Source organism: Paenibacillus wynnii, from assembly GCF_000757885.1.
Lineage (GTDB): Bacteria > Bacillota > Bacilli > Paenibacillales > Paenibacillaceae > Paenibacillus_AQ > Paenibacillus_AQ wynnii.
Genome location: NZ_JQCR01000002.1, coordinates 2,422,670 through 2,447,409, shown reverse-complemented (window position 1 = coordinate 2,447,409; position 24,740 = coordinate 2,422,670). Strand labels below are relative to the sequence as shown.

General features: G+C 48.4%; 19 protein-coding genes. 1 reads left to right on the top strand and 18 read right to left on the bottom strand.

Annotated elements, in window-relative coordinates; all coding sequences use genetic code 11:
* Positions 1-93: 93 nt before the first annotated feature.
* Both PWYN_RS13585 and PWYN_RS13580 read right to left on the bottom strand, forming a co-directional pair.
* Positions 94-2,016: a BglG family transcription antiterminator gene (locus PWYN_RS13585; protein ID WP_084146711.1), complete on the bottom strand. Its 1,923-nt coding sequence runs from the start codon at positions 2,014-2,016 to the stop codon at positions 94-96.
* 49 nt (positions 2,017-2,065) lie between these two features.
* Complete coding sequence (locus PWYN_RS13580) at positions 2,066-3,772, bottom strand: glutamine--tRNA ligase/YqeY domain fusion protein (protein ID WP_036653845.1); 1,707 nt, start codon at positions 3,770-3,772, stop codon at positions 2,066-2,068.
* Positions 3,773-3,975: 203 nt separating this feature from the next.
* Between PWYN_RS13580 and PWYN_RS13575 the strand changes: the two genes are divergently transcribed.
* Entirely contained in the window at positions 3,976-4,524 is a 549-nt protein-coding gene (locus PWYN_RS13575; RefSeq protein ID WP_036652478.1) for a GNAT family N-acetyltransferase, read from the top strand.
* A 366-nt stretch (positions 4,525-4,890) separates the two neighbouring features.
* Here PWYN_RS13575 and PWYN_RS13570 read toward each other — a convergent pair whose 3' ends face one another.
* The 16 genes from PWYN_RS13570 to PWYN_RS13495 all read right to left on the bottom strand — a co-directional run bounded on the left by PWYN_RS13570 (position 4,891) and on the right by PWYN_RS13495 (position 24,720).
* Entirely contained in the window at positions 4,891-5,535 is a 645-nt protein-coding gene (locus tag PWYN_RS13570; protein WP_036652476.1) for an MOSC domain-containing protein, read from the bottom strand.
* Positions 5,532-6,068 carry a GNAT family N-acetyltransferase gene (locus tag PWYN_RS13565; RefSeq protein WP_052087941.1) on the bottom strand — a complete coding sequence of 179 codons (537 nt, stop codon included), beginning with the start codon at positions 6,066-6,068 and terminating at the stop codon, positions 5,532-5,534. Before PWYN_RS13565 ends, PWYN_RS13570 begins: the two co-directional genes overlap by 4 nt.
* A 39-nt stretch (positions 6,069-6,107) precedes the next feature.
* Positions 6,108-7,355, bottom strand: a complete 1,248-nt coding sequence (locus PWYN_RS13560) for an MFS transporter (RefSeq protein WP_036652473.1) — start codon at positions 7,353-7,355, stop codon at positions 6,108-6,110.
* Positions 7,356-7,512: 157 nt separating this feature from the next.
* The gene (locus PWYN_RS13555) at positions 7,513-9,579 is read right to left on the bottom strand and encodes a molybdopterin-containing oxidoreductase family protein (protein ID WP_036652471.1); all 2,067 of its coding nucleotides are present in this window, start codon (positions 9,577-9,579) and stop codon (positions 7,513-7,515) included.
* A 720-nt stretch (positions 9,580-10,299) separates the two neighbouring features.
* Positions 10,300-11,127, bottom strand: coding sequence for a formate/nitrite transporter family protein (locus PWYN_RS13550; protein ID WP_036652468.1), 828 nt, complete (start codon positions 11,125-11,127; stop codon positions 10,300-10,302).
* A gap of 314 nt (positions 11,128-11,441) precedes the next feature.
* Positions 11,442-12,806, bottom strand: coding sequence for an FAD-dependent oxidoreductase (locus tag PWYN_RS13545; protein ID WP_036652466.1), 1,365 nt, complete (start codon positions 12,804-12,806; stop codon positions 11,442-11,444).
* Positions 12,807-13,100: 294 nt separating this feature from the next.
* Entirely contained in the window at positions 13,101-14,735 is a 1,635-nt protein-coding gene (locus tag PWYN_RS13540) for a formate--tetrahydrofolate ligase (protein ID WP_036652464.1), read from the bottom strand.
* A 303-nt stretch (positions 14,736-15,038) separates the two neighbouring features.
* Positions 15,039-15,515 carry a glutathione peroxidase gene (locus PWYN_RS13535; protein WP_036652462.1) on the bottom strand — a complete coding sequence of 159 codons (477 nt, stop codon included), beginning with the start codon at positions 15,513-15,515 and terminating at the stop codon, positions 15,039-15,041.
* Positions 15,516-15,564: 49 nt separating this feature from the next.
* Positions 15,565-16,611: an LLM class flavin-dependent oxidoreductase gene (locus tag PWYN_RS13530; protein ID WP_052087939.1), complete on the bottom strand. Its 1,047-nt coding sequence runs from the start codon at positions 16,609-16,611 to the stop codon at positions 15,565-15,567.
* A 112-nt stretch (positions 16,612-16,723) separates the two neighbouring features.
* Positions 16,724-17,068 carry a DUF3243 domain-containing protein gene (locus tag PWYN_RS13525; protein ID WP_036652459.1) on the bottom strand — a complete coding sequence of 115 codons (345 nt, stop codon included), beginning with the start codon at positions 17,066-17,068 and terminating at the stop codon, positions 16,724-16,726.
* Positions 17,069-17,287: 219 nt separating this feature from the next.
* Positions 17,288-18,313 (bottom strand): D-alanyl-D-alanine carboxypeptidase family protein, encoded by a 1,026-nt coding sequence (locus PWYN_RS13520; RefSeq protein ID WP_036652457.1) that lies wholly within the window; start codon positions 18,311-18,313, stop codon positions 17,288-17,290.
* A 165-nt stretch (positions 18,314-18,478) separates the two neighbouring features.
* Positions 18,479-20,395 (bottom strand): DEAD/DEAH box helicase, encoded by a 1,917-nt coding sequence (locus tag PWYN_RS13515; protein WP_052088011.1) that lies wholly within the window; start codon positions 20,393-20,395, stop codon positions 18,479-18,481.
* A 301-nt stretch (positions 20,396-20,696) separates the two neighbouring features.
* Entirely contained in the window at positions 20,697-22,367 is a 1,671-nt protein-coding gene (locus tag PWYN_RS13510) for an ABC1 kinase family protein (RefSeq protein WP_036652454.1), read from the bottom strand.
* Positions 22,368-22,715: a phasin family protein gene (locus PWYN_RS13505; RefSeq protein WP_036652452.1), complete on the bottom strand. Its 348-nt coding sequence runs from the start codon at positions 22,713-22,715 to the stop codon at positions 22,368-22,370.
* Positions 22,716-22,828: 113 nt separating this feature from the next.
* Positions 22,829-23,461 carry a ThuA domain-containing protein gene (locus PWYN_RS13500; protein ID WP_036652450.1) on the bottom strand — a complete coding sequence of 211 codons (633 nt, stop codon included), beginning with the start codon at positions 23,459-23,461 and terminating at the stop codon, positions 22,829-22,831.
* 446 nt (positions 23,462-23,907) lie between these two features.
* The gene (locus PWYN_RS13495; protein WP_036652448.1) at positions 23,908-24,720 is read right to left on the bottom strand and encodes a uroporphyrinogen-III synthase; all 813 of its coding nucleotides are present in this window, start codon (positions 24,718-24,720) and stop codon (positions 23,908-23,910) included.
* Between the last annotated feature and the right edge of the window lie 20 nt (positions 24,721-24,740).

Genomic DNA, 24,740 nt, shown 5'->3' with positions numbered 1-24,740 from the left:
ACTTAGCATGAACGGGTTATGTAGATATCATAACTGCAAGGAAGCCACTTTGAGGCAGAAATAGTTCCGCAACTTCCGGTAAAAAGACAACTGCTACTCCCTGACCTCTCCAGCCAGCAACGGTACGATCTCTTCTGGAGTAGCAAGTTTCAGGCGGTTAAGCAGATTATTGTCCTCAATAATATCAGCAATCTCACGAAACAATGCCTGATGCTCATCTCTGGACGAAGGAATATAAGCCAGAAGCAATATCCATTCAATGGAGCTGTCTCCCCATTGGACAGGAGTCTTCAGACGGGCTAATGCGGCAGAGGAACGGTTAATGTGTGATAACTCCCCGTGCGGCAGGAGCAGACCGCCGCCTACCGTTGTGGGCGATCGCTTTTCCCGGATCATAACCGTGTCGGCGTAGTCACTGCTCACGCTTCCCTCCGTCTCAAGCAGCTTGCAAAGATCAATCATGGCCTCAAACGGATGGTCAATGGGTAGATCGAGAATCACCCGTTCCGGATTCAGCAGACTGGCTAACAAAGGATAGGATCGTCTGCGCATATGGCGTTCGATAAAGCTGTCCACCCTTTCCTCATCACCTGAAGAGAATAAGGGGGATACCACTATTACAGGCAACGGCGCTCCTTTAAGAGGAATAACGCTTATTAGAAAATCAATATCTTTCAGTGTTTCCTGATGGGCACTCCGTAAGTTTTCCTCGCTGATCACGTCTACAACGGTAAGGGAGACGAACTTGCGTGAGATCTTTGTCTTTAGGAGCATACTGATCCCGACACCCATAGAGCATACAATTAGGACACGGTTTCCTGCGCCGTCATGTCTGGACAGCCGCTCAAAAGCAGCCTGAAAATGGAGAGCTGTGTAAGAAATTTCATCATCGGTGAACAGATAGGCCGCAAGAACACTATCTCCATGCACAACCTCCGCCACCGTATCAAAAATATAATAATAACTTCGCTTAATATCCTTAAGCAAAGGATTCGGATAAGATATCCCCCCGGCTAATCGACTTAGACAAGCCTCGAAATGAAAGGTAAGGCCGCGCTCCAATTCTATATCGTTATCAAAGGGCAGGCCGGTCCGGCGGGATACAAGGGCAATTAACTGTTGCCCCATACGGGAAGCATCCTCCGAAATGTCCGTGCTCCCTAACCGAGAGAAGCTGACATGGCGCTTAGCCCCGCCAACAAGCCAGGCCAAATAATCCTTCTCTGCTTCGGGAAGCCGAAGCACGAAGGATCGTTCGATTTCTTTAGCCATTTCCTCTGCAGCATCACGGTACTTAGAACTCGGTACTGCAAGCTTTACTCCAAGAATATACTTAAGTTTAACGCGAGACGTCCCCAGCAGCAGCGCATAGGTCAAGTAGTGAAAAGCTTCACCGGAGAATTCCACACCTAACTTATGTTCGGCCAGTCTCACGATATGCCTTGCTTTATCCGCATCCGTATGCGGGAACAGCTCTTTAAGAATGGGTCCGGGTATCCAGTTGGAATGCATGCCCATAACGGTTGTCAGGAAAAAGTCCCGCAGCTTCTCTTCATCGCCAAGGATTTGAATACCGTCCTTACGCGAGTTTTCAAGCTTCAAGCCGAAGACATCCAACCGTTTTTGCAACGCTTCCATATCATCATAAATAACATTTTTGTTCGTATAGAGCCGATCCCTGAGCTCCTCTACCGTTACCTTTCGGGCATCGAGGATAAGCAGTTTCAGCGCCTCCAACAAACGGCGCTCTGCTTCAGATAATCCCGTGCCGGGATCGTTCAGCATCTCCGCAATATCACTTCTTTGCTCATCACTCATCATAACTACGATGCCCTGGTTCGGCTTGCGGACAATCTGTCCGAAGCCGTTCCGGGACAACCATTGATCTATTACCTTGAAATCATTACGAATCGTCTTCTCCGAGACCTCCAGCTCTCCTGCTATAACCCCGGCGGACAAGGGGCCGGTCTCCTGCTTTAGACAACGGAGTAACACTTTTCGCTGCCGTTCATTCATCGAATACACCTGTCCTTACCTTGAGGTTTGAGTAACGCCAGAAGGCTCATTACCCTTGTTTAGGCGGCTGAAAGGAACTCTTCAATGAAACGATGAGATTGAATACCGGATGACCCGGCGTAGAGTATTTGCTGTCTACATTAAAGTATCCATGACGGAAGAATTGGAATTTATCCTGTGCTACCACGTCCTTAAGGCCGGGTTCCACAAATCCATGCAGGATTTCAATAGATTTCGGGTTAAGATGATCCAGAAAACTTGGTTCAGGCTTATCCGTGGAGACTTCTAGTCCTTCTACCTCTGGGTCAGACTCAGGCTCTTCAGCAGAGATCAGTGGCTCGAGCAGACGGAATTCTGCCGGAACCGCTTGGCTGGCTTCAATCCAGTGAATAGTTCCTTTAACCTTACGGCCGGTAAAGCCGCTGCCACTCTTGGTTTCAACATCATAGGTACAATGCAATTCAACCACTTCACCGTTCTCGTCCTTAATGAAGTCATTGCACTTAATGAAATAAGCGTTCTTAAGGCGTACTTCATTCCCAGGGAAGAGGCGGAAATATTTATTCGGCGGGTTCTCCATAAAGTCATCACGTTCAATATATATCTCACGGGAAAATGGAATTTGACGGTTGCCCATTTCCTCATTCTCGGTATTATTCTCGGCTTCTAACCATTCCGTTTGGCCTTCAGGGTAATTAGTGATTACAACCTTAAGCGGACGCAGAACAGCCATCGTACGAGCAACCTTCAGCTTGAGATCCTCGCGGATGAAATGCTCCAGCATCTGCAGTTCCACCAGACCTTGGCTCTTCGAAATCCCCGCTTCGTATACAAAGCTGCGAATCGCTTCCGGTGTATACCCGCGGCGACGGAGTCCAGAAATCGTAGGCATACGCGGATCATCCCAGCCATCGACATGGCCTTCATCCACGAGCAGCTTCAGCTTGCGCTTGCTGGTCATCGTCTGAGCCACATTGAGACGGCCGAACTCATATTGATGAGGTACAGATGGCATTTCCGCTTCCGTAATCAACCAGTCATAGAATGGACGTTGGTCCTCGAATTCTAAGGAACAGAGAGAATGCGTAATGCCCTCAATCGCATCTTCCAGTGGATGAGCGAAGGTATACATCGGGTAAATGCACCATTTATCGCCTGTATTATGGTGGTGGGAATGGGAAATACGATAAATAACCGGATCACGCAGGTTAATGTTAGGTGAAGTCATGTCGATTTTGGCGCGCAGCACCTTCTCGCCGTCCTTGAATTCTCCAGCACGCATCCGCCGGAAAAGATCCAAGCTTTCGTCTATACTCCGCTCACGGTATGGGCTGTTCTGTCCCGGCTGCGTCAATGTACCGCGAAGTTCACGGATTTGATCAGCACTGAGATCATCCACATACGCTTTACCCTTGGTAATTAAAAGTTCAGCCCGTGCGTACATTTCATCAAAGTAATCAGAGGCAAATCGAAGATTATCCCATTCATAGCCGAGCCATTTCACATCTTCTTGGATCGATTGCACATATTCCGTATCCTCTTTAACCGGATTTGTGTCATCGAAGCGAAGGTTGGTTTTGCCGCCAAACTCATCCGCCAAGGTAAAGTTAATCCAGATCGCTTTCGCATGCCCGATATGTAAATAACCGTTAGGTTCCGGCGGAAAGCGGGTAATGACTTCCTTTACTTTGCCCGAACGGATATCTTCGGTAATAATATTCTTAATGAAATTGGAGGGGGTGCTACGGTTCTCCACAGATATCAACCTTTCATTCTGTATTAGTACCACTTCATGGGCACAAATATGTTTCCTACTAATATACCCGTTAACCGTGGATTGTTCAATAAAAGCAGGCATACCGCAAAACACTCAGGAAATGCTTAGAACCTTTTGACTTCCTTCCCGGCGATAGAGTAGCATTGGATTAATACAGCTATGTACGGGAGGAGAGGGACCGCATGTTCAACTATGTCATCGACGATGAGCTGATGCTGAAGCCGCTGGCACCAGAGCACTCACGCCCTTTATACTTGTTAGTAGAACGTTCCCGTGAACGATTGCGACATTGGCTGCCTTGGGTGGATGCCGTTACCGAACAGGATCACATCGTCAGTTTTGTCAAAAATGCCATCAAGCAAGCCACGGATAATGGCGGTTTTACCGCCGGCTTATGGGTTCGCGGAGAGCTTGCCGGCATCATCGGATACCACGAGATTGACTGGCGCAACCGTTCTGTGGGCATTGGCTATTGGCTGGGTCAGGGCTTTGAAGGTAAAGGCTACATGACCAGCGCCTGCCGGGTCTTCGTTGATTATGCCCTGCTTGAAATGGAGCTTGAACGGGTTGAAATCCGCTGTGCCACAGGGAATACACCCAGCAGGGGAATTCCAGAGCGGCTTGGATTTGTACTCGAAGGTGTGATTCGGCAAGTCGAAAAGCTGCCCTCCGGTTACGTCAACCATGCCGTGTACGGTTTATTGCGCAGTGAATGGCGACTGCTTAGCTAAACCCGCCAGGTACGCTAAAAATAGAAGGATGGATAATTTATATTGTGGCACATATAAATTCTTATATTTCAAAAAAAAAGGAAGCTGAAGGCCCGGTGCCTTCAGCTTCCTTTTTTAATCATAAGCGGTCTATATAAGCTGAACAAAAAAAATAACAAAAAGCGAAAAGGAACGAAATTTGGAACTGTAAGGAGCTATAGCGACCGCCCGAAAGCTTTCCGTAGGAAAGCTCGCTTCGAAAGCATAAGCTGTATCCGGATTTCAACCGCTAAAAGCGAGTTAAATCAAAGAAATCTGGATACAACAGCGGCCGGAAGTCCAAATCTTCACGGTAGTGACGCCTGAGCCTTAAGTTAATATCTTAAATCAATCTTCAGAGGAACCCAGCCAATCCCGGAACCTACTGCGGATTCCTTCTGCAAGGCTGTCCAGCTCAATTACATCCGCCAGACCTGTCTTGTCTTTACGTCCGACCTCCATCAAATGCAGAACTTTGGACACAGGCACAGCACCCGATCCGCTCTGCTTTTTAACAATGATGTCGTCCGCTGAAATTTCACCTTCACGCAGAACCCGGAGATAAAAACCGCTATATCCGCTAGTCAACAACTTTACGGACATATCAGACTCCCCATGCTTGTGTGAGAGCTTGAAGCAGGGGTAACGCGGCTGGCTAACCTGAAGAAGTGCGGTTCCGATTTCATAGATATCACCGATGCATACCTCTGTCTCCAACAAGCCGGTAGTCGTTATATTTTCTCCAAATGCAGCATACTCCAGTTTCTTATCAAGCTGTTCTTCCCAATAAGCATAATGCTCAAGCGGATAAACACACAGGGCCTTGTCCGGACCTCCGTGATTTACTAGATCAGCTTGTCCATCCCCTTCCAGACCGTTAACCGACAGATGCACCGGCCCTCCGGCAGGACGTTTATATATCCCTGTCTCCAACGGCTTGCCGTGATAGTCAACCGTAATAGGTCTGCCTATATTAAGCGACTCAACTTTCATTGATTTACCCTCCGCTCGTCATTAGGGTTGTTCCGGGTTAGCAGGAAGCTCATGAATACCTCATCTACATATCGGCCGCCTAGATAAAATTCATCTCTCAACCGTCCCTCCTCCTGAAAGCCACACTTGGTATAGAAAGAGAGCGCGGCTTGGTTGCAGGATAACACCCGTAACCGAAGCTTACGGATTCCCTTATCCGCTGCCATCTTCTTCATGGTCTCCATAAGTCTATGCCCTATACCTGAGCGTTGGCAGCGCGGATGCACAGCGATATTAATCTCGAGGACATGACGATTGCTCTCCATACCCGTAGGGTGGCCAAAGCCCACATATCCGCATAAAAGACCTTCTTCCACAGCTACCAGCTGTGAGCCGGGGGGGGCATGCAGTAGATAATCCTCACGTGAGCACCAGGTTAGACGGCCCGGAGTGGTATCTTCGGTCCAGATCATGTTGTCCAGAATAATTAATTCGCGGGCATCACGAATCTCCGACAGACGGATCACAAGCTGATCTCCTTTAATATGCCGCATAACCTTAGGCCTCCCTTACCCTTCATTATCGAGCCTCTATCATACCACTTTTCCATCCACAAGAATCAAAGCCTCAGACCTTTTCTTAAGGACTCCCTGACGATTAATATACGCATGAATCCCAAAGAATCCAATCGACAGCAGCGCCATGCCGCAAGCCAGCCAGGCCGTAGGCAGTAGCCCTCCGCTATCATATAAGCTCCCAATGCAAAAGGGTCCAATCAGCCTGCCGACCGCTCCGATACCTCCGCTGAGTCCAAGATAAAAAGGGGCGCTGCGTTCCGCATGATCAGATATAAATGATGGTATTGCCGGTGAAATCAGCATCTCCCCGAGTGTAGCCAGCACCATCGCAAACAGCAGACCCGGGTAACTTGGAAGCAGCAGAATTACGGCATAACCGCTCAGATAAAAGACGGCGCTGGCAGTCATTTGGGCGGTTGACGTTCTTGCGAACCAACGTTTAATCAAGCTTACTAAGGGCTGAGCTACAAATATTAGAATCCCGTTCAGCGTCCAGAGAAAGCCGTAGAATTTATTCCCCCACCCCTCCGAGAAAACAAAGGGCGACACGCCTGTATTCCATATAGAGTTACCGATGAGTAGAAACATAGAGCCGATAGCCATATACAGATAGATCCGCGTATTGCCCATCAGCTTCCAATTCGAAGCGTGGCGCGGCGGCATCTTTTTATAATTAATTGCTTCATCTTGCGGGCTCTCGCCCACCTTTTTAAGATAGAGAAAGAAAAAAACAGCAAATACAGCCGAGGTCACACCGTTCAATACAAAACTCAGCATATAAGATAAATCAGCCAGGTAACCACTCAGGGATGTACCGAGTGCTACTCCAATATTATTGGCGACATAGATAACATTAAACAGCTCACCGCGCTGCTTCGCGAATCGGAAACCGATAAATGCCTGTATAGCCGGCAGAGATAGGGAGTTAAACAATCCCACCAGTCCCATCGTCACCATAAATAGCATCCAGCTATGACTTGCCGCCGGTAAAGCAAACAAGGCCAAAGCATTCATCACCAGTGCCCCGACTATAAGCCGGTTAACACCCACCTTATGATAGAGCGATCCGCCCAGTATTTGTCCGAAAATTCCGCCGAGCGACTGAACGAGAATCACTAGCCCTGCATCCTGCAAACTGCGTCCCAGTTCATCAAAGACATACATCGTAACCAGCGGCCACATCAGGGCACTACCCGTTGCATTTATGAGACTGGCGATTAAAAATACTTTTACTTCCTTAGGATAAGCGTCTAAAAACCTCATGATTAATATACATCCCCTGTAATATATGTGTCATTATTCCATCCAGTATCATCCTAAAACAGGGGTTAGAGCAAGCATTCACGCTAACGCTTTATCGCAGCACCATAACATATTGTTAATTCCTTTTTTATTCACAAAAAAAATACCTACAGTACACTTATCGCCGCTTAACCTCTACTGTAGACGAGAAAAAGGTGGCGCCGTTGCCCATATCACTCAGGCGGTCCGGTGTCAAAACATTGCTTCGTTGAGGCCGGTCTTTGCCTTCCCACCATAATCCCTGACTGATCACGGTGCCAGGCAGCATTTTATCCACTACCTTAGCTCTGATCTCTACTCTCCCGCGTCCGTTGAATACCGTTACATCGTCTCCGTCCGTAATTCCGCGTACGGCAGCATCATCGGGGTGAATCTGCAGTACAGGCTCCTTTTCCAAGCCTTGATGTTTCTCAACATTTGAGAATGTGGAGTTAAGGAAGTTGTGATTCGGTGGAGATATGAACATCAGCGGATACGCATCTGCGGGCTCCGGCCGCCGAATCCCGTCATACCCCTCTATCAATGGAGTATAGGTTGGCAGTGGCGGCAAACCGGCTAATTCCATGGATTTGGAATACAGTTCGATTTTACCTGACGGCGTAGGCAGAGAGTCGAGAAACGCCTGCTTAGGCGTCATATCCAGCTTCACATACCGTTCCTGCTGAAGGCGTTCCAGTGAAACGCCGTTCAGATAAGGATTACGGGGGTAATTCAGAGCTTCCCGAATCATATCCTCCTCCGTCTGACTGAATGCCTCAACATCAAATTCCATCGCTTGTCCGAGCAACGAGAACACCTCTACATTACTCTTGCATTGTCCCGGTGCAGACAGTATAGGCTCCTGCAGTGCAATGTAATGATGCCAGTAGGAGCTGTACAGGTCCGTATTCTCTAAGGTTGCGGTAGCAGGCAGTATAATATCGGCATAACGAGCCGTATCGGTCATGAATAGGTCATGTACAACCGTAAATAAATCCTCGCGTTCGAAGCCTGCACGGACCCGTTCCGCATCAGGGGCTACGACAAGCGGATTGCTGCAATAGACGAACAGACTTTTGATCGGCTGTTCGGTCATTTCCAGTGCTTCTCCGATTCGGTTCATATTAATCCGGCGAGCCCGCGGATTGGGACGCAAATCCGGGCGCTCCAAGGCCCGTGAATTCATAGCGGCATAGCCGCCGTTAGATCTAGACGCACCGCCTCCAGTCTTTAGCCACTGTCCCGTCAGAGCCGGAAGGCAAGTGATGCTTCGCACATTCATACCGCCGTTATCATGATGCTGAAGTCCGTTGCCAATATGAATGTATGAGGTATGGGCCTCGCCGTACAGCTTGGCAAGCTTCTCTATATCCCCTGCAGAAATACCCGTAATAGAAGATACCAGCTCAGGCGTATAGGAGGCTGCTTGCTGACGTAATTCATCGTAACCAACTGTATACTTGTCCATGAAATTCGTATCGGTAAGCCCATCCCGGAAAAGTATATGCATCATACCCAGCGCCAGCGCCGCATCCGTCCCGGGATACAGCGGTAGAAACCAATCCGCCCATTGTGCGGTTCGATTCCGGTGCACATCAATGACGATTACCTGTGCTCCACGCTTGCGAGCTTGTTCTGCCAGTACGACCTGATGCATATTTGTACTAACGATGTTACCGCCCCAAACGATGATTACATCCGCATTCACCGTGTCCTCAGGACTTGTCCCACCATTGAAGCCCATAGTAGCCCTCCAGCCGGTAGTGCCCGCAGAGTTGCAAATTGTCTGATCCAGGAGACTTGAACCAAGGGCATTAAAGAATCGTCTATCCATCCCCTCTACGCTTAGTACACCCATATTCCCATAAAAGCTGTAGGGTAGGATACTCTCCGAGCCGTATTCCGCAGTCAATTCTCTATACTTATCGGTGATTTCGCCGATTGCTTCCTCCCAGCTTATCTCTTCAAACTTCCCTTCCCCTTTACGGCCCACCCGTCTCAGCGGCTGCATCAGCCGCTCCGGATGGTGCAGCCGCTCTGCCATATGCCTTACTTTATTGCAAATCGCTCCACGGGTAACGGGATGTTCCGGGTCCCCTTCTACTTTTACAATCTTACCGTTCTTCTTGTGGACTAAAAGTCCGCATGTATCCGGGCAATCCAGCGGACACACCGCCGGGAATATACCTTCCCCACTATCATTCATGACCGCATTCCCCCCAGTTATCTATTCCTGTATTATATTTTATAGTTGCTGGAGAACTCCGTAAAGAAGTACCTGAAAAAACTGATTCGTTCCCTCAATGCCCGGGTAATAGATCATATGAAACACTCCCTACTTTGTTCGCCGTGAATCCGATTTCGTTCCCCCGAGTCGGCATTACACGGCGAATTTTATTGTGTTCATACGTAAAAGGAGTGTCCCAATAAGCCATTGCATGGCTTTATGGGACACTCCTTTGTGTGGAGCTGGTTAGCATGGACGCTGGTGATAGAGGGGTTTTCTCCCTCTATTTCCTCACCCAACACCCCGTTTGGGCAATTAGAGGCAATTTCGCCTACTAATTTTGAGGATATACCTTCTTGGGGCGGTATGGGTTAAAATTATGAGGATATTTTCCCTTTAATCTCAAATTTATGGCGTTTTGGTCAGTAATAGAGGGCATTTTTCCCTCTAATTCACCGAAAGACTGGTTCGTAACCTGTATTCGGCTACCTGTAAGGGGTAGATGCCCCCAAACCCGGTGAACCATCAAGCAAAGTTAGATCGAAGTCGTTCCCAGCACAGTGACGTAAATGGAAAGTCATGAAAATTTCCTGAAGTTAATGACTAAAAACGAAGAGCAGCGATTCACCCGTTACTGCTGGTGAATCGCTGCTCTTCTGTATTATTTACATGTTTTATAAAATCGGACTGTAATAGTTGTTATGCGTGTTTTTTAACCCCGGCAGCCACTCTGTTCTCCATCGTTTGAGCAGCAGACGGCTCTTTGCGCAGGTACGCTGCCCAATAAGCTGCACCTACAAATACTGCACCACCCACGAGATTGCCTAGCCAAACCGGAATGAAGTTCATCATGTACTGGGACCAAGTAAAGTGGCCTTCAAAGATAGCGGCAGGAATAAGGAACATATTAGCTACAACGTGCTGGAAGCCGATGGCTACGAAGGCCATGGTCGGAAACCAAATACCCAGAACTTTACCGCTGAAATTATCTGCTCCGTAAGAAAGCCATACGGCAAGGGCTACGAGCCAGTTACAGCCGATACCTGAAATAAAGGCTTGAAGGAAGGTATCGTCCAGCTTGTGTTCTGCTATGGCAACCAATTTGTCCAGATACACACCGTCAGCGGTTAATCCAACGATATGACCGAAGAAATAAGCGACAAAGAGAGCACCGGCCAAGTTGCTAATGGTTATTAGAATAAGATTTTTTATAGTTTCCCACAATGTAATTTTTCTAGCGATGAATGCTAAAGGCACAGCCATCATATTTCCTGTCAACAGTTCGCCGCCTGCGAGCAATACTAGGATCAGTCCCAAGGGGAAAATCGAGGCGCCGATAAATCCGGCAAAAGATCCCCATGCCGCCGGTGCGCTGGCAATTACACGAATATCAAGCAGAAATCCGAGCGAGATGAACGCCCCTCCAAGAAAACCTAGGATAAGCACAGTGCTCAGTGGATTATGCGCTTTTTTAATTCCATTCTCCACCGTGACTTCAGCAATTTGCTGCGGTTTATTATAAGCCATGATTCCTATCTCCTTTTGTATCTATTTACTTTAAATTTGTTCCTTTATGCCATTGTAACGCGAGTCAAAACACATTAACGTGATAATTATCACTACTGGAAAAGGTAAGTGAAAATTTTCACTGACATGTCAAATTTGATGTTAGCTTAAGAAGACCCATGCGTCAAATCGCATGGGTCTTCTCAAATACAGCTATCCTAGAGAACAGCGGGTTCTTCGCTACTGATTCAATCCGTGTAAACGCCAAACGGCAAGCCCCCAATCCTTAGGAGACTTGCCGTTTGCCGTTTGTTAGTTCACCAGCCCTTTTTTTATTAAACAGTCACTGGCTCTTTACGTTCGATTGTTTTGGGAAGCGCTTGAAGTCCTGCGGTATTCAGGAAATTCCAAGGCTTATTATAGTGAGGCTGGAAGAAGAAGTCGATAAAGGCAAGCTGATCAATGGTCATTTTATTCTGAATGCATACCGACACCGTGTTGATCGATTGGGTAAGATCCATTTTCGACATGATCTGAGCCCCTAGAATCCGGCGGGTTTCACGGTCAAATACCACTTTTACCTGAACCTGCTCGAAAGTAGGCATGAACTCTGGGCGGTAGTTATCTGTAATAATCACGCTCTCGATATCCATTCCTTCGGCCTTGGCAGCATCTTCGGTAAGTCCGGTGCCTGCAATGTTGTCCTCGTATATTTTGATACCTGATGTTCCCTGCGTGCCCATATATGGAATCAGATTGGATACGAGGTTACGGGCTACTAATGTTCCCATCCTTACAGCGTTCGTAGCTAATGGGATATATGCGTTCTTGCCTGTTGGATTATAGTGGATCGCACAGCTGTCACCGGCCGCAAAAACATCCGAAATACTTGTCTGCATATAGTCATTTACTATAATTGCACCATTAGGAAGCATATCCACCTGACCCTTTAGGAGCTCTGTGTTAGGACGGAAGCCGATGCAGAGAATGACGAGATCGGTCTCATGCTCTCCTTTACTGGTTACAACCTTGGTTACCTTTCCGCCTTCCCCCACAAAAGAGCTAACCTTTTCACCTAATGCCAGTTTGATTCCGTGATTCTCCAGTGACTTTTGAATAGGATCGGTAAATTCCTCGTCCAGATATTTGCTGAGGATGCGATCTTCTCCATCAATCAAAGTTACCTGTTTCCCGTTCATTTGAAAAGCTTCTACCAGCTCGACACCGATATATCCGGCACCTACAACGGTAATTCTGTCCACCTGCTGAGCTTTTTCAATAATGGTGTTGGAGTGAGAATAGTTCTTGGAGAGCAAGATACCTTCTAAATCCATTCCCTCGAGCTTTGGTATAATCGGCCAAGAACCGGTGGTCATGATTAGCTTGTCATACGATTCGTCAAATTCCTGACCATTGTCTAGATTACGGGCCCGCAAGGTTTTGCGATTCGTATCCACTGCAGTGACCTCATGGCGCATTTTCACATTTGCACCAAGTTCTCTAAGCTTATCGGGTGAAGAATAAAAGAGGCCTTGGGGATCTTTGATAACTCCGCCTACGTACAAGGCAATACCACACGACAGAAAGGATATATTATCGTTCCGCTCATATACGGTTATTTCTGCATCTGGGTAAAGCTGGGCGGTGTTAACAATTGCGGCGGTTCCGGCATGGGTACATCCAATGACTGCTACTTTCATGATTTCTTCCTCCTCCAAGTTGAAAAGCTCTTTATTTACGTTTTTCGATTTGTATGTGATTAATTTCACTTTGTAACTAAATTACATTGTGATATTTATCACATTGCAAGCCTTTTTCTCGATATTCCCAAATTGTTCACAATTTTAAGTATCCCTAAAAGAGTCCTCTATTATCTTTTCCATGCGGTTAGCACATTATGTCTGAATACAGCAGCAGGCATTTGGAGAATCCATCCATAGCAAAAAGGGCTTTACCGTCATACAACACGGCAAAGCCCTAAACCGAAATTATAATTACACGAGTCCCTGAAGCTGGCCCTCATCGTCAATCCGAAGCTGCTCTGCGGCCGGTCTTGCAGGAAGTCCGGGCATGGTCACAATATTACCGGTAATCACCACAGCAAATCCGGCACCCAACGATAAGGTAATGTCACGAACTCCCATCGTAAAGCCCTCCGGCGCCCCAAGTAAACGTGGTTGGTCGGAGAAGGAATACGGTGTTTTGGCCATGCATACCTGAAGATGATGCAGACCCAGACGATCGATAACCGCTAAGCTCCGTTTGGCGGCAGGAGAAAAGGCTACATCCGCTCCATGATAAATTTCGCGTACAATTTTACTGATTTTGGCTGGAATATCCAAGCTTGCCTCATATAAAGGCGCAAATTTCGGTTGATCTTCGCGGTTCAGCAGTTTTATCAGCTCCTCAGCCAATTCAAGACCTCCGGCTCCGCCCTCGGCCCACACCTTGGAAACTGCAGTAGGCACATTCAAGCGGCGGCAAGCTACCACCACTTCATTAATTTCCGAAGAACTGTCACCTTCAAAGTGATTAATGGCTACAAGCACAGGTACGCCAAATTTACCGAGGTTCTCAATATGCCGCTCCATGTTCGACAATCCCGAGAGAAGTGCTACCCTGTTTCCGTTATAGAGCTCTTCCTTAGGGACTCCGCCATTATATTTCAATGACTTCACCGTGACGACAAGCACCGCTGCTGAAGGTGCAAGTCCCGCCTGACGGCATTTGATATCCATGAATTTCTCAGCACCGAGATCAGCTCCAAATCCAGCCTCAGTGACTACAACTTCACCCAGCTTCAGGGCATAACGGGTACCGATGATACTGCTGCAGCCGTGAGCAATATTAGCAAATGGCCCACCGTGGACAATAACCGGTGTTCCTTCCAGAGTCTGAACAAGGTTGGGTTTGACCGCTTCCTTAAGGAGCGCTGTCATCGCTTCTACCGCTCCCAGTGCTTTTGCAGTTACAGGCTGACCTTGTTGGTCATAGCCTATAAGCATACGACCGAGGCGTTTCTTCAAGTCGGATAAATCACTGCATAAACACAGTACAGCCATAATCTCGGAAGCCGTTGTAATCTGGAAGCCGCTCTCGCGGACGGGGCCGTTCCCGTCACCCAGTCCTGTCACAATGCTGCGCAGGCTGCGGTCATTCATATCCATAACCCGTTTCCAGACGATTCGCTGCGGATTCAGATCTAATTCATTCCCTTGAAATATATGATTGTCGATCATCGCGGACAATAAATTATGTGCGGACGTAACCGCATGAATATCGCCTGTAAAGTGCAGATTAATATCATCTGCCGGAACGATCTGAGACTTTCCTCCGCCCGTAGCTCCGCCCTTCATCCCCAGACAGGGACCTAATGAGGGCTCCCGCAAAGCGGCTACCGTTCGAACTCCGGCAGCATTCAGCGCCTGCGCCAGGCCGATTGTCGTTAAGGTTTTCCCTTCACCTGCCGGGGTAGGGTTAATAGCGGTAACCAGTACTAACTTGCCATCCGGCTTAGCCTTAATATCCTCCCAAAGGGATGGTGAGAGCTTACTTTTATACTTGCCGTAAAGCTCTAGATGTCTCTCGTCAATACCCGCTTCCGATGCTACCTCTGTAATTAACTTCATGCTTGTATAAAAACCTCCTGCCGTTATTATCCTGACCATTCCGTACATTATGCAGTAATGCTATATGCAATGTTTCCTATTCAAAGGATACAAGTTCTTTGAAAACCGTCAAGCATTATTTTCAAGCAAGAAGAACCGGCTACGCCATCCTTTAAGGGATGGCACCCGTTTCTCGTAGAAATATTAACATACTGGAAACTTATACTTTCATATTTTATAAAACAAAAACATCCCTTCAAGCAGCGGTCTATCGCCTGCAAGAAAGGATGGTCCAAACTTATATTACAGCAACCAAAATGGTGACTACAGCAAAGACTCAATACGTTCTTTCATCGTTTCCGGGGCTTCTTTCGGCTCAAAACGGGCCACTACATTTCCGCCGCGGTCCACAAGGAACTTGGTGAAATTCCACTGAATATCACTGCTGTCCGCAGAGCCCGGTTGCTGGCCCTTCAAATATCCGAAAAGGAGACTGGCTTCCGGGCCATTCACATCCACTTTGGCGAATATGGGAAACGTAACTCCATAATTAATTTGGCAGAATTCCTCGGCTTCCTCACTTGTACCCGGCTCTTGACCGGCAAACTGATTGCAAGGGAAACCCAGTACTACAAGTCCCTGGTCTTCATACTGCTCGTACAACTTCTGAAGATCTCCGTACTGTGGTGTAAGTCCACATTTACTCGCTGTATTGGCAATCAGCAGAACCTTACCCTCATACTCCGTAAACGGTACTTCTTTTCCCGCAGGAGTAACTCCGGCAAAACTGTAAATCGACATGAATAATCCCCCTTCCTTTCACCTTGAGTTTAATTCGTCCACGACTTTATTATCTTAACCTATCCCCATCGGAAAGCAAATTAACGGACGATTGTAAACCACAAGCCTTAGCCACTAATTGGAGTGATTTCAATTTGTCTGGAAAGCTATGTATCAGATTCGCAATCATGATCTCCTCACATTGATACAGCTCTGCGAGCGCTTCAAGCTGTTCCCTCACGCTCTCCGGTGAGCCCACTACCATCCTCTTGCGGTTATCGTGTATGCGGAACATGTCATAAGGAGTGTATTTATAAGCCAACGCCTGTTCCACAGTGGGTGTCCCCGTAGATACATGCCCCTTCTCCAATAAAATAAGGGAAAGATCCATGCTGGACGCCAGCCTGTCCGCTTCCTCCGAGGTCTCGGCGCAAACCACAAATACAGCTACAATACAGCGCGGACTTCCTATTACCTCAGAGGATCGGAAATTTTTCTTATATTCCTTAACGGCCGCACTGCCACCGTCACCATTAATGAATTGAGCAAAGGCAAAGCCTGTACCCAGCTTGGCTGAGAGTGAGGAGCTGCCTATGCTTGAACCAAGCAACCAAATTTCCGGAGCGGTAGGTACAGCAGGTGTAACGTGGAGTCCCGCAAAGCGGTGGGCGGGATCGAACCGGTTATACAAATAGGAAATCAGATCCTGAATTTGTTCCTCATAACGATCTAAATCACGAAGCTGATTCTCCTGCAGTGCACGTGTGGCCAGTGCGGCTCCGCCTGGAGCACGGCCGATTCCAAGATCAATCCGCCCGGGACTGAGCCCCTCCAAAACCCGGAAATTCTCAGCTACTTTATAAGCACTATAATGAGTCAGCAGTACCCCGCCGGAGCCGATACGTATGGATGATGTGACTGCTGCAAGATGAGCAATTAGAATCTCAGGACTAGACCCGGCCAGACCAGGTGCTGCATGATGCTCAGATACCCAAAAACGGTGATAACCCAGACGTTCAGCTTCCTGTGCCAATAAGACGGTCTGAACCAAAGCCTCGGCAGGAGTACTTCCTTCTGACACTGGGGATTGATCCAGCACACTAAGTTTTTTTATCATACTCAGCTCTCCAATTAGAAAGGGTATGGCGTTTGCCATTTAATCCCTTTAGTATACACAACAAAATGCCCTCTCCGCTAATCAGAGAAGGCATTTTCACCTTACCAACCTATTATTTCAGCTCTTGAGCCAGTTTTACCAACATATGCGCCAGCTGATGCCGTTCTTCCTTGCTGCCGACCCGCCATAATTCCAGGAGCAGCTTTTCCTCACTATTTCGAGGTTCCTCATGCTTCGCCAGATAATCAGCTACCTTCTCTGCTGCAAGCGCTAATTGCTCCTCGCTCAGTCCAATCTTTTGCGCTAGTTGTATGCGCTTACCTAAATAGGTCTGAAAGGAATGAAAATGCTCCAGAATCGCTTCTTTCTGCCCCGGGCCAATCCGGTCCAACGCTTCATCCACCCTCTGCATAGCTACGCTTCCGTCTTTACTGACCACATGATTATGTTCAGACACATCTGTCGCCTCCTTATAGAATCCCTAGTGTTGTCTTCTACTTAACCGGGATGGCAAAGAGTGAATCAACCTATGACAGCGCCAAGAAGAAACGGCTTTGCCGTCCTTAATGGGACGGTATCCGTTTCTCGTAGAAATATAAGCAAAGTATACTGAAAACTTATACTTTCTGATATTTAAAAAAAGCAGCCCCAAGGATCAGGACTGCTAAACTATATGCTATCGGGACACCGGAACGGCATCATAGTATTCCTCAAGTGTGATATCCCTCTTCGCAACCGAACGGGCGATATCTGTCCCTACATACCGTATGTGCCAAGGCTCATACTTATAGCCGGTAATCGATTGTTTGCCTTCGGGGAAGCGAATAATATATCCGTACTCTGCTGCATGTTTATCCAGCCAGTTTGCTTCCTTGGTTCCGGCAAAACAGCTCTCTGCTGCACACTTCCCGTTACTTCCAGAGACATCAATGGCCAGTCCGGTCTGATGCTCGCTATGCCCCGGTACAGCACTGTATGTGCGTGCTTTCGCTTCACCGTCACGCGCCACGTAATTGTTGAACAATCGGGTCTGCGTGGATTGGGAGCGGTATGCAGACACACCGGCCAAATGCACACCATCCTTCCGGGCAGCGGCAAATAACTCCTCTAGCGCCGCAGCTGCAGTCTTGCGCATCATCCGTTTCTCAATCTTATCACTGAACAGAAAAGGAACATCCGGATATACAAGATCATTCGGCTTGTAATTATTAGGCAGCTTGTACTGTTTATTCACAAGCACAGCAAGACTTTCCGGCTCTGCAGCAGTTTCTATAGAATTGTCACTGCCGGACGTCCCTCCCTCTGCGGCATCTGTCGGTTTGGCCGTGGGCCGGGAAGTGGCGGGAGTATCCGTCGGTTTGGTTGTAGGCCGGGAAGTGACGGGAGTATCCGTCGGCTCCGGTGCTACATCCTCGTCCTCATTCTCAACAGTTGGTGACGGAGAGGGTGATGCCGCATTTTCACCGTCCACATTGGTATTTCCTGAGGCAGAACCTTCGGTTGGATCTGGGCTATTGTCAGCATCCCCTACAACTGCTGATGGCTCAGATTCAGCGGGCTGCCCCTGAAGATCAGGCTGCTGGGAGATCTCAGTTCCATCTGTCTGAGAAGCAGACGGGGACGGGGTTGTATACTTCCCAATACCCCAACCTGCAACAATTACAACTATAAATAGGATAATAATCCACAATTTTTTGGACATAACTGGCCACACTCCTCTTACATATCAAAGCTCTATTTATCTACTAGACAAGCTTTTGCTCCTAAAGGTTTCACTTTCCCATAAAACAATTATTACCATAGGCTATTAGCAAAATGCTAACGAATGCCTATGGTAATAAGATACCTCTATAAATTGGTTACGCCTTTACTTACCCCGGCCGCCTGTACGGCCAGGACCATTGCCGCGTCCACCGCGTGATGGAGCACCGCCGCCGCTACCGCCGCTGCGGCTACCAGAGCCAAATCCGCCACTGCGACTTCCTGAACCGAAGCCGCCTTGACCCCCTCTGGATCCTCCAGAAGCGGATCCTCCTGAGTTAGATCTACCCGTGCTATAGCCGCCGCTTCTTGGACTTCCGCCTTTTGAAGCACCGGCGCTGTAGCCGTCAGCTTCACCGCGAGGCAAGTTTGCTCTATATTTAGGGCTGCCTTTAGATCCTCCGGGATTATAACCGCTCCCTGAACCGCTGCCCTTTGATGCGCCTACACTATAACCGCTTTCTCCGCCTCTAGCTACATTAGTGCTATAGCCGCTGCTCGGATTACCCTTGGAAGCGCCTCGGAAGTCACCACGAGGACTGCCGCCTCTTGCTCCGGCTGAACTGCTTGCCGGAGGTTGGTTTTCTCCTCTTGCAAAAGTTCCATAACCGCCGCCAACTCTTGTCTTGGCTGGTGCACTTTCTTCGCTTCTGCCTTTGGAAGGACCTGCGCTATATCCGCTGCGGGCGCTGCCTCTACCTGCGTCTGCTTCTCTGCCGCGACCCCGGCCGCCGCTTTCACGGCGGGATGAACCTTCCGCCCGCGGAGCTCCGCCGCTGCGCCCTTGACCGCGTCCGCCCGTCTTAGGCCCATGACCTGTCCGTGCCGCTTCAGGAGTTCCGCCTTGACGTTTACCGAGCTGGCGTCCGCCCGTCTGGATAGCCGTGAATTCACCTATGCCGAATTCATCCTTCTCGTAACGTCGACGATCCAGACGCTGCGAAATGGCATGTTCAATCATCTCCAGACCTTGACTTTCACGCGGTGAAGCAAAGGTAATTGCAAGTCCTTTGCCTCCCGCACGGCCTGTCCGGCCAATACGGTGAATGTAGCTATCTCCGTCAAGCGGCATATCGTAGTTAAATATATGTGTTATGCCTTCTACGTCAAGACCACGCGCAGCTACATCCGTTGCTACGAGCAATTGGAGCTTCGCATCCCGGAATCGCTTCATTACGGCTTCGCGCTTACCTTGCGATAAATCACCGTGCAGCTCATCACAGTCATAGCCCGCAGCTTGCATGGCTTCGTTCAGCTTGGATACCCGGCGCTTCGTCCGGCAAAAAATAATAGCCAAGTACGGTCGATCCCGTTCAATTAACTGCTTCAATGCTTCTTCCTTATTACGATCCGAGCATTCCACGACCTGCTGACGGATATTATCAAGCGGAATCGGGGAACCGCTCTTAATAACGATATCCAGTGGTTCCTTCATATAGTTGGCAGCCAGACGTTTGACCGGATCAGGCATCGTAGCAGAGAACAGCATCGTCTGCCGGCGATATGGAACCGCCGTAATAATTGTCTCTACATCCTCAAGGAAACCCATATGCAGCATTTGATCTGCCTCATCCAGAACGAGCATTTTGACACCGTTCAAATCGAGTGTGCCGCGACGCATATGATCTAGCAGACGTCCCGGCGTTCCAATAATAAGATGTCGGCCGCCTTCCAGCTTACGCAGCTGCTTCTCGACATCTTGTCCACCGTAAACAGCCAAGATTTTAACACCCGTATGACGGGCTAGCTTGCGTGCTTCTTCAGTAATCTGAAGTGCCAGCTCGCGTGTCGGGGCCAAGATCAATGCTTGTGGAAATGCACGTTCGACCTGGATCTTGTCCATAATCGGGAGCAAAAAAGCCAGCGTCTTCCCTGTTCCAGTCTTCGCCCGGGCAATAACATCGAGGCCCTGAACCAATGGCGGAATCGCTTCTTCCTGTACAGGCGTAGGTTTCACAATCCCTTGACCCTGCAGCAGTGTATTTAATACTTCCGAAACTCCTAATTCTTTAAAACTCGGCAATTTCTCCACCTCACTTTTTTCCTGAAAATTGGTTTTAAATCTATTCCTACACTTTCAGCCCTTTAGAAAAGGCTCATTCCAAGAACAATGGCATACCTTATATTCAAACAAAAGCGGAAGAAACTCACCACCGAGTTCTTCCGTCCCATTTTATCCCTGTACGGAGAATTCGCACATACAAGTGCAATTGATCAATAAGAAGTAAAGGCCGTTCCTCTGAAAGCATCACTTCCATTGTACTTTATAGAACGCCTTTTGTGTGCATCGCCTGAAAGAATATTTATCACACTGCCGCCGCCTTCTAAAATCTCCCCGATTTAAAAATGGAGAACAGCAGCCAAACAAACATCAGCAGTGCCACGACCGAGCCGATTTCTACAGTAGGGAAATCCCACAGCAGGGAGGGCTCTCCCCGCAGTGATGAGCCGATAATCAGACCCACCATGATAATGCTGAAAGCAAGCAATACTATACTGAAGGACAAGCGGTTGCCGATTCGGTCAAACTTGCGCTGCAAACTTTGCAGCTCCGGCATGCCTACCTCTACTTTCAGCTTGCCTTTACTGATCAGCGAAGTAAGCTGTCTGGCCTGTCCGGGTAACTCCACCAGACTCTCAGCCAGCTCTGCCACCCCTCCCCACAGCTTGCGCTGCAAACGATGGCTGCTGAAGCGCTGCTTCAAGAGTTGCCTTCCAAACGGCTCCGCCATCTGGATAATGCTGAAGGAAGGGTCGAGATTGCTGACCACACCTTCCAGCGTCAGCATGGTTTTACCCAGCATTGCCAAATCCGGGGGAATGACCAGATGGTGCCTGCGCGCAATTCTGAACAGATCATTCAGCACTTTACCGATGCTTACCCTGCTGAAGGGAACATCATAATACTCCTCCCGGAGCATATCCATATCGTCATGAAGGGCCACCCGGTCTGCTTCCTCGTCCAGTATCCCCAGGCGCATAATAGATCTTACCATAGCATCCGTATTCTTTCGCATGAGCGCGATAATCAGCCCGGCCAGATGATCCTTCATCTCTTCGCTAAGTCTTCCGACCATACCAAAGTCAATTAAGGCCAATCTGCTGTCTTCCATTAACATCACATTACCCGGATGGGGATCCGCATGAAAGAACCCGTCTATAAAGATTTGCTTCAGCATAATCTCCACTAGCTGCTCCGCAAGCTTCTGCAGATTCACTCCCTTATCCATCATTTCCTGGCGACGGTTAAGCGTAATTCCCTCTACATACTCCATCGTCAGAACACGGGCGGAGGTATAATCCCAATGTATTTCCGGTATATAAACGTCTGGATGGTCTGCCAGTTGCAGCGCGATCTTCTCTGCATTCCGTCCTTCGTGGCTGTAATCCAGCTCCGCGATTAGCGATCTGGAGAACTCTTCTGTCATTCGGGATAGCCCGTATTGCTTCGCCCAGTCTAACCTTCTCTCCGCAAGAGCGGTTAGATCCTTAAGAATCTCCAAATCACGGCTCATCATCCGTAAAACACCCGGACGTTGGACCTTCACAGCCACGGTTTGTCCGTTTAACAGTACAGCACGATGTACCTGACCGATTGAGGCGGCTGCAAGAGGTACATTCTCAAAGGAATGAAATATTTCATCCAGGGGCAGGTCAAGCTCCTGTTCCACAATATCGCGTACGGTGCCCGCTGAAAAGGGAGGCACATTATCCTGAAGTTTTACTAGTTCATGAATGATGGAATCGGGAAGCATGTCTGAGCGGGTACTGGCAAGCTGACCTAACTTGATAAACGTCGGCCCCAAATCCTCCAACACCCTGCGAATCCGCTCTCCGAGCGTTACTCCTTCATAGGCCTCCTGCGTCACCAAACGGCGCGGAAGCGATAAAAGGTGATTCAAACCAAGCTCCTCCACCATATAGCCGAAGCCATGACGCATAAGCGCCATGGCAATGGTCCGGTAACGTCCGGCATATCTTATACGGACCGCCATTTAGTCGGTACGCGTTTCCGGCAGTGTTCCCTCCGATTGGGAAACTCCCTCCAGTTCGGCCAAACGGCTCTCCAATACGGCAATACGTAATTCAAGTGCTGCCATATCACTTTGAACCGGAACTTTTAATTCCTTAAGCACACGCTGAACCTGCTCTTGAACGGCCGATTTGAACATCCCTCGTTCTTCATCTCCGCGCTCAACCAAACGGGCAATCAGTGCTTTCGACTCTGACGGAGCAAGTTCTCCGCGCTTAACCAGATCTTCCACGGCTTTTTCCACTTTTTCCTTGCTGACAATGGTGAGGCCCACTCCTAAAGAGATCGCTTTTTTAAACAAATCACTCATGGCACTTTTCCTCCCAAAGATTCCGTTAGATGAGAACCGGAGTTAATGGTTAAAGTATACCCCACTAGCTGAAAATTTCCAAAATCCTGTCACTCTTTTAGCCAATCAGCTTCTTATCTCGGAATTCGGGCAGCCCACTTGGCTGACTTATAAATCAACTCGCGTACGGCTTCGTTATGAAACGAAGGTTCGTGATGCCCCGGCATTAGATAGACAACTCTTCCAAGGCCGTAACTGTGGCACCATGCCGCCGGAAGCCATTCTCCATCCACTTCATATTCAAGCAGCAGCTTTTTTTCAGTAAATGGATCGAATTCGAACCGATATGGCTCCTCATCCAACTGAAAGTTTTGTATTCCCTCTGTTATATCATGCTCAAGAATTCGAAAATTCAACGGGCCATATGGAGGATGACCTGTAAATCTACCGCCAATTAATTGAGCCAATTCATAACGCTTGGCAAGCGAAACTCCCGTATGAAGTACAATGAGGCCTCCACCGCCGCTTACATAAGATAGCAAGCCTGCAGTCTGCTGTGGAGAAACGGTCTCGTTCCATAGTTCATTATATGCAATACATAGATCATATCCGCTCAAATGCTCCCCTAGGAGCAGCTTTTTATTCTCCGAGCACTGTACGGTCATCAGATCATTCAAGATCACACTGATTTGTTTGTCTACACCCTGTAAAGGATGAAACCGGGGATGAGTATAATCACCCAGTAATAAGCATTTTCTCTTGTCCATAAGATCCTCCTTCGTATAACTTTGTTAATTTAAGTTACATGTTGCCTATATTTTAAGGAAAACTACCCCTATTGTCCATTCATGCAAGAAGAAACGGGTTATCGACCTTATATAAGATGAACCTAAGATATTAACTTAAGGCTCAGGCGTCACTACCGTGAAGATTTGGACTTCCGGCCGCTGTTGTATCCAGATTTCTTTGATTTAACCCGCTTTTAGCGGTTGAAATCCGGATACAGCTTATGCTTTCGAAGCGAGCTTTCCTACGGACAGCTTTCGGGCGGTCGCTATCGCTCCTACAGTTCCAAACTTCGTTCCTTTTCGCTTTTGTTATTTTTTTGATCAGCTTATATAGCGGATATATTCAACGAAAAAAGCATTCCCGCCCATAACGCTGCGGGAATGCTTCTATTAGTCCCCTGAATATCGTTCTTGCAGCTCTTTCTTTACTCTTTGGCAGCTAAATAGCGGCCCAGCTCCACAAACATGCTGCCCATCCGCTCATGCTCCGGTGTAACAATCCGCTGAATTCCTTCTTCCTTCAGAGCCTGAGAAGTAATACGGCCTACAGAAAGCGCGATAACTTTTTCTTCAAAAGCCTCCAGCATCTCCGCTAAATTCCCTTGACTCCGTGCATACTCAACCAAAAAACGGAACTGCGGTGCGCTGGTGAAGGCTACTACATCTATACTGCCCTCCAGAATTTCTGTAAGCAATCTTTCCAGCTCCCCGGGCTGTGGAGGCGTATGTCGGTAGGGAAGAATCTGTCGTGTGGCAGCCCCTACTTCATCCAGCCAAGAGACCAATCGAGGAGAGGGATCACCATGCAGCTGAAGAACAACCTCTTTACCCTTCAGATCAAAAGACTGCAGACCGCGAATAAGTCCAGTTGTACTGCCGTCATCGTCACGAACCACAGGGACTAGTCCTCGTTTCTTTAGAGCATTTACGGTCTTATAGCCGCGTGCCGCAATTTGGGAACGAGATAATACCTCCAGAAAACGCTCAGCGTCCCCTGCTCCCTCTGCCTTCTCAAACAAGGCATCCAGACCCATACCTGTCGTCAGAATCGCCCAATCCGGGGGATTCTGTATCCATGAATCCAGCCCTTTGCGTAGCCCTTCATCATCGAGAAATACGGTACCCTGTGCAGGCCGGTGAAATGCAGTACCGCCCATATTGTGCACCAGCTTGGCCATCTCCTCCGACTTGCGCGGACCGGCCAATGCGACGATGATGCCTTTCAATTGCTCTGCCATGGTGACTCTCTCCTTTGTAT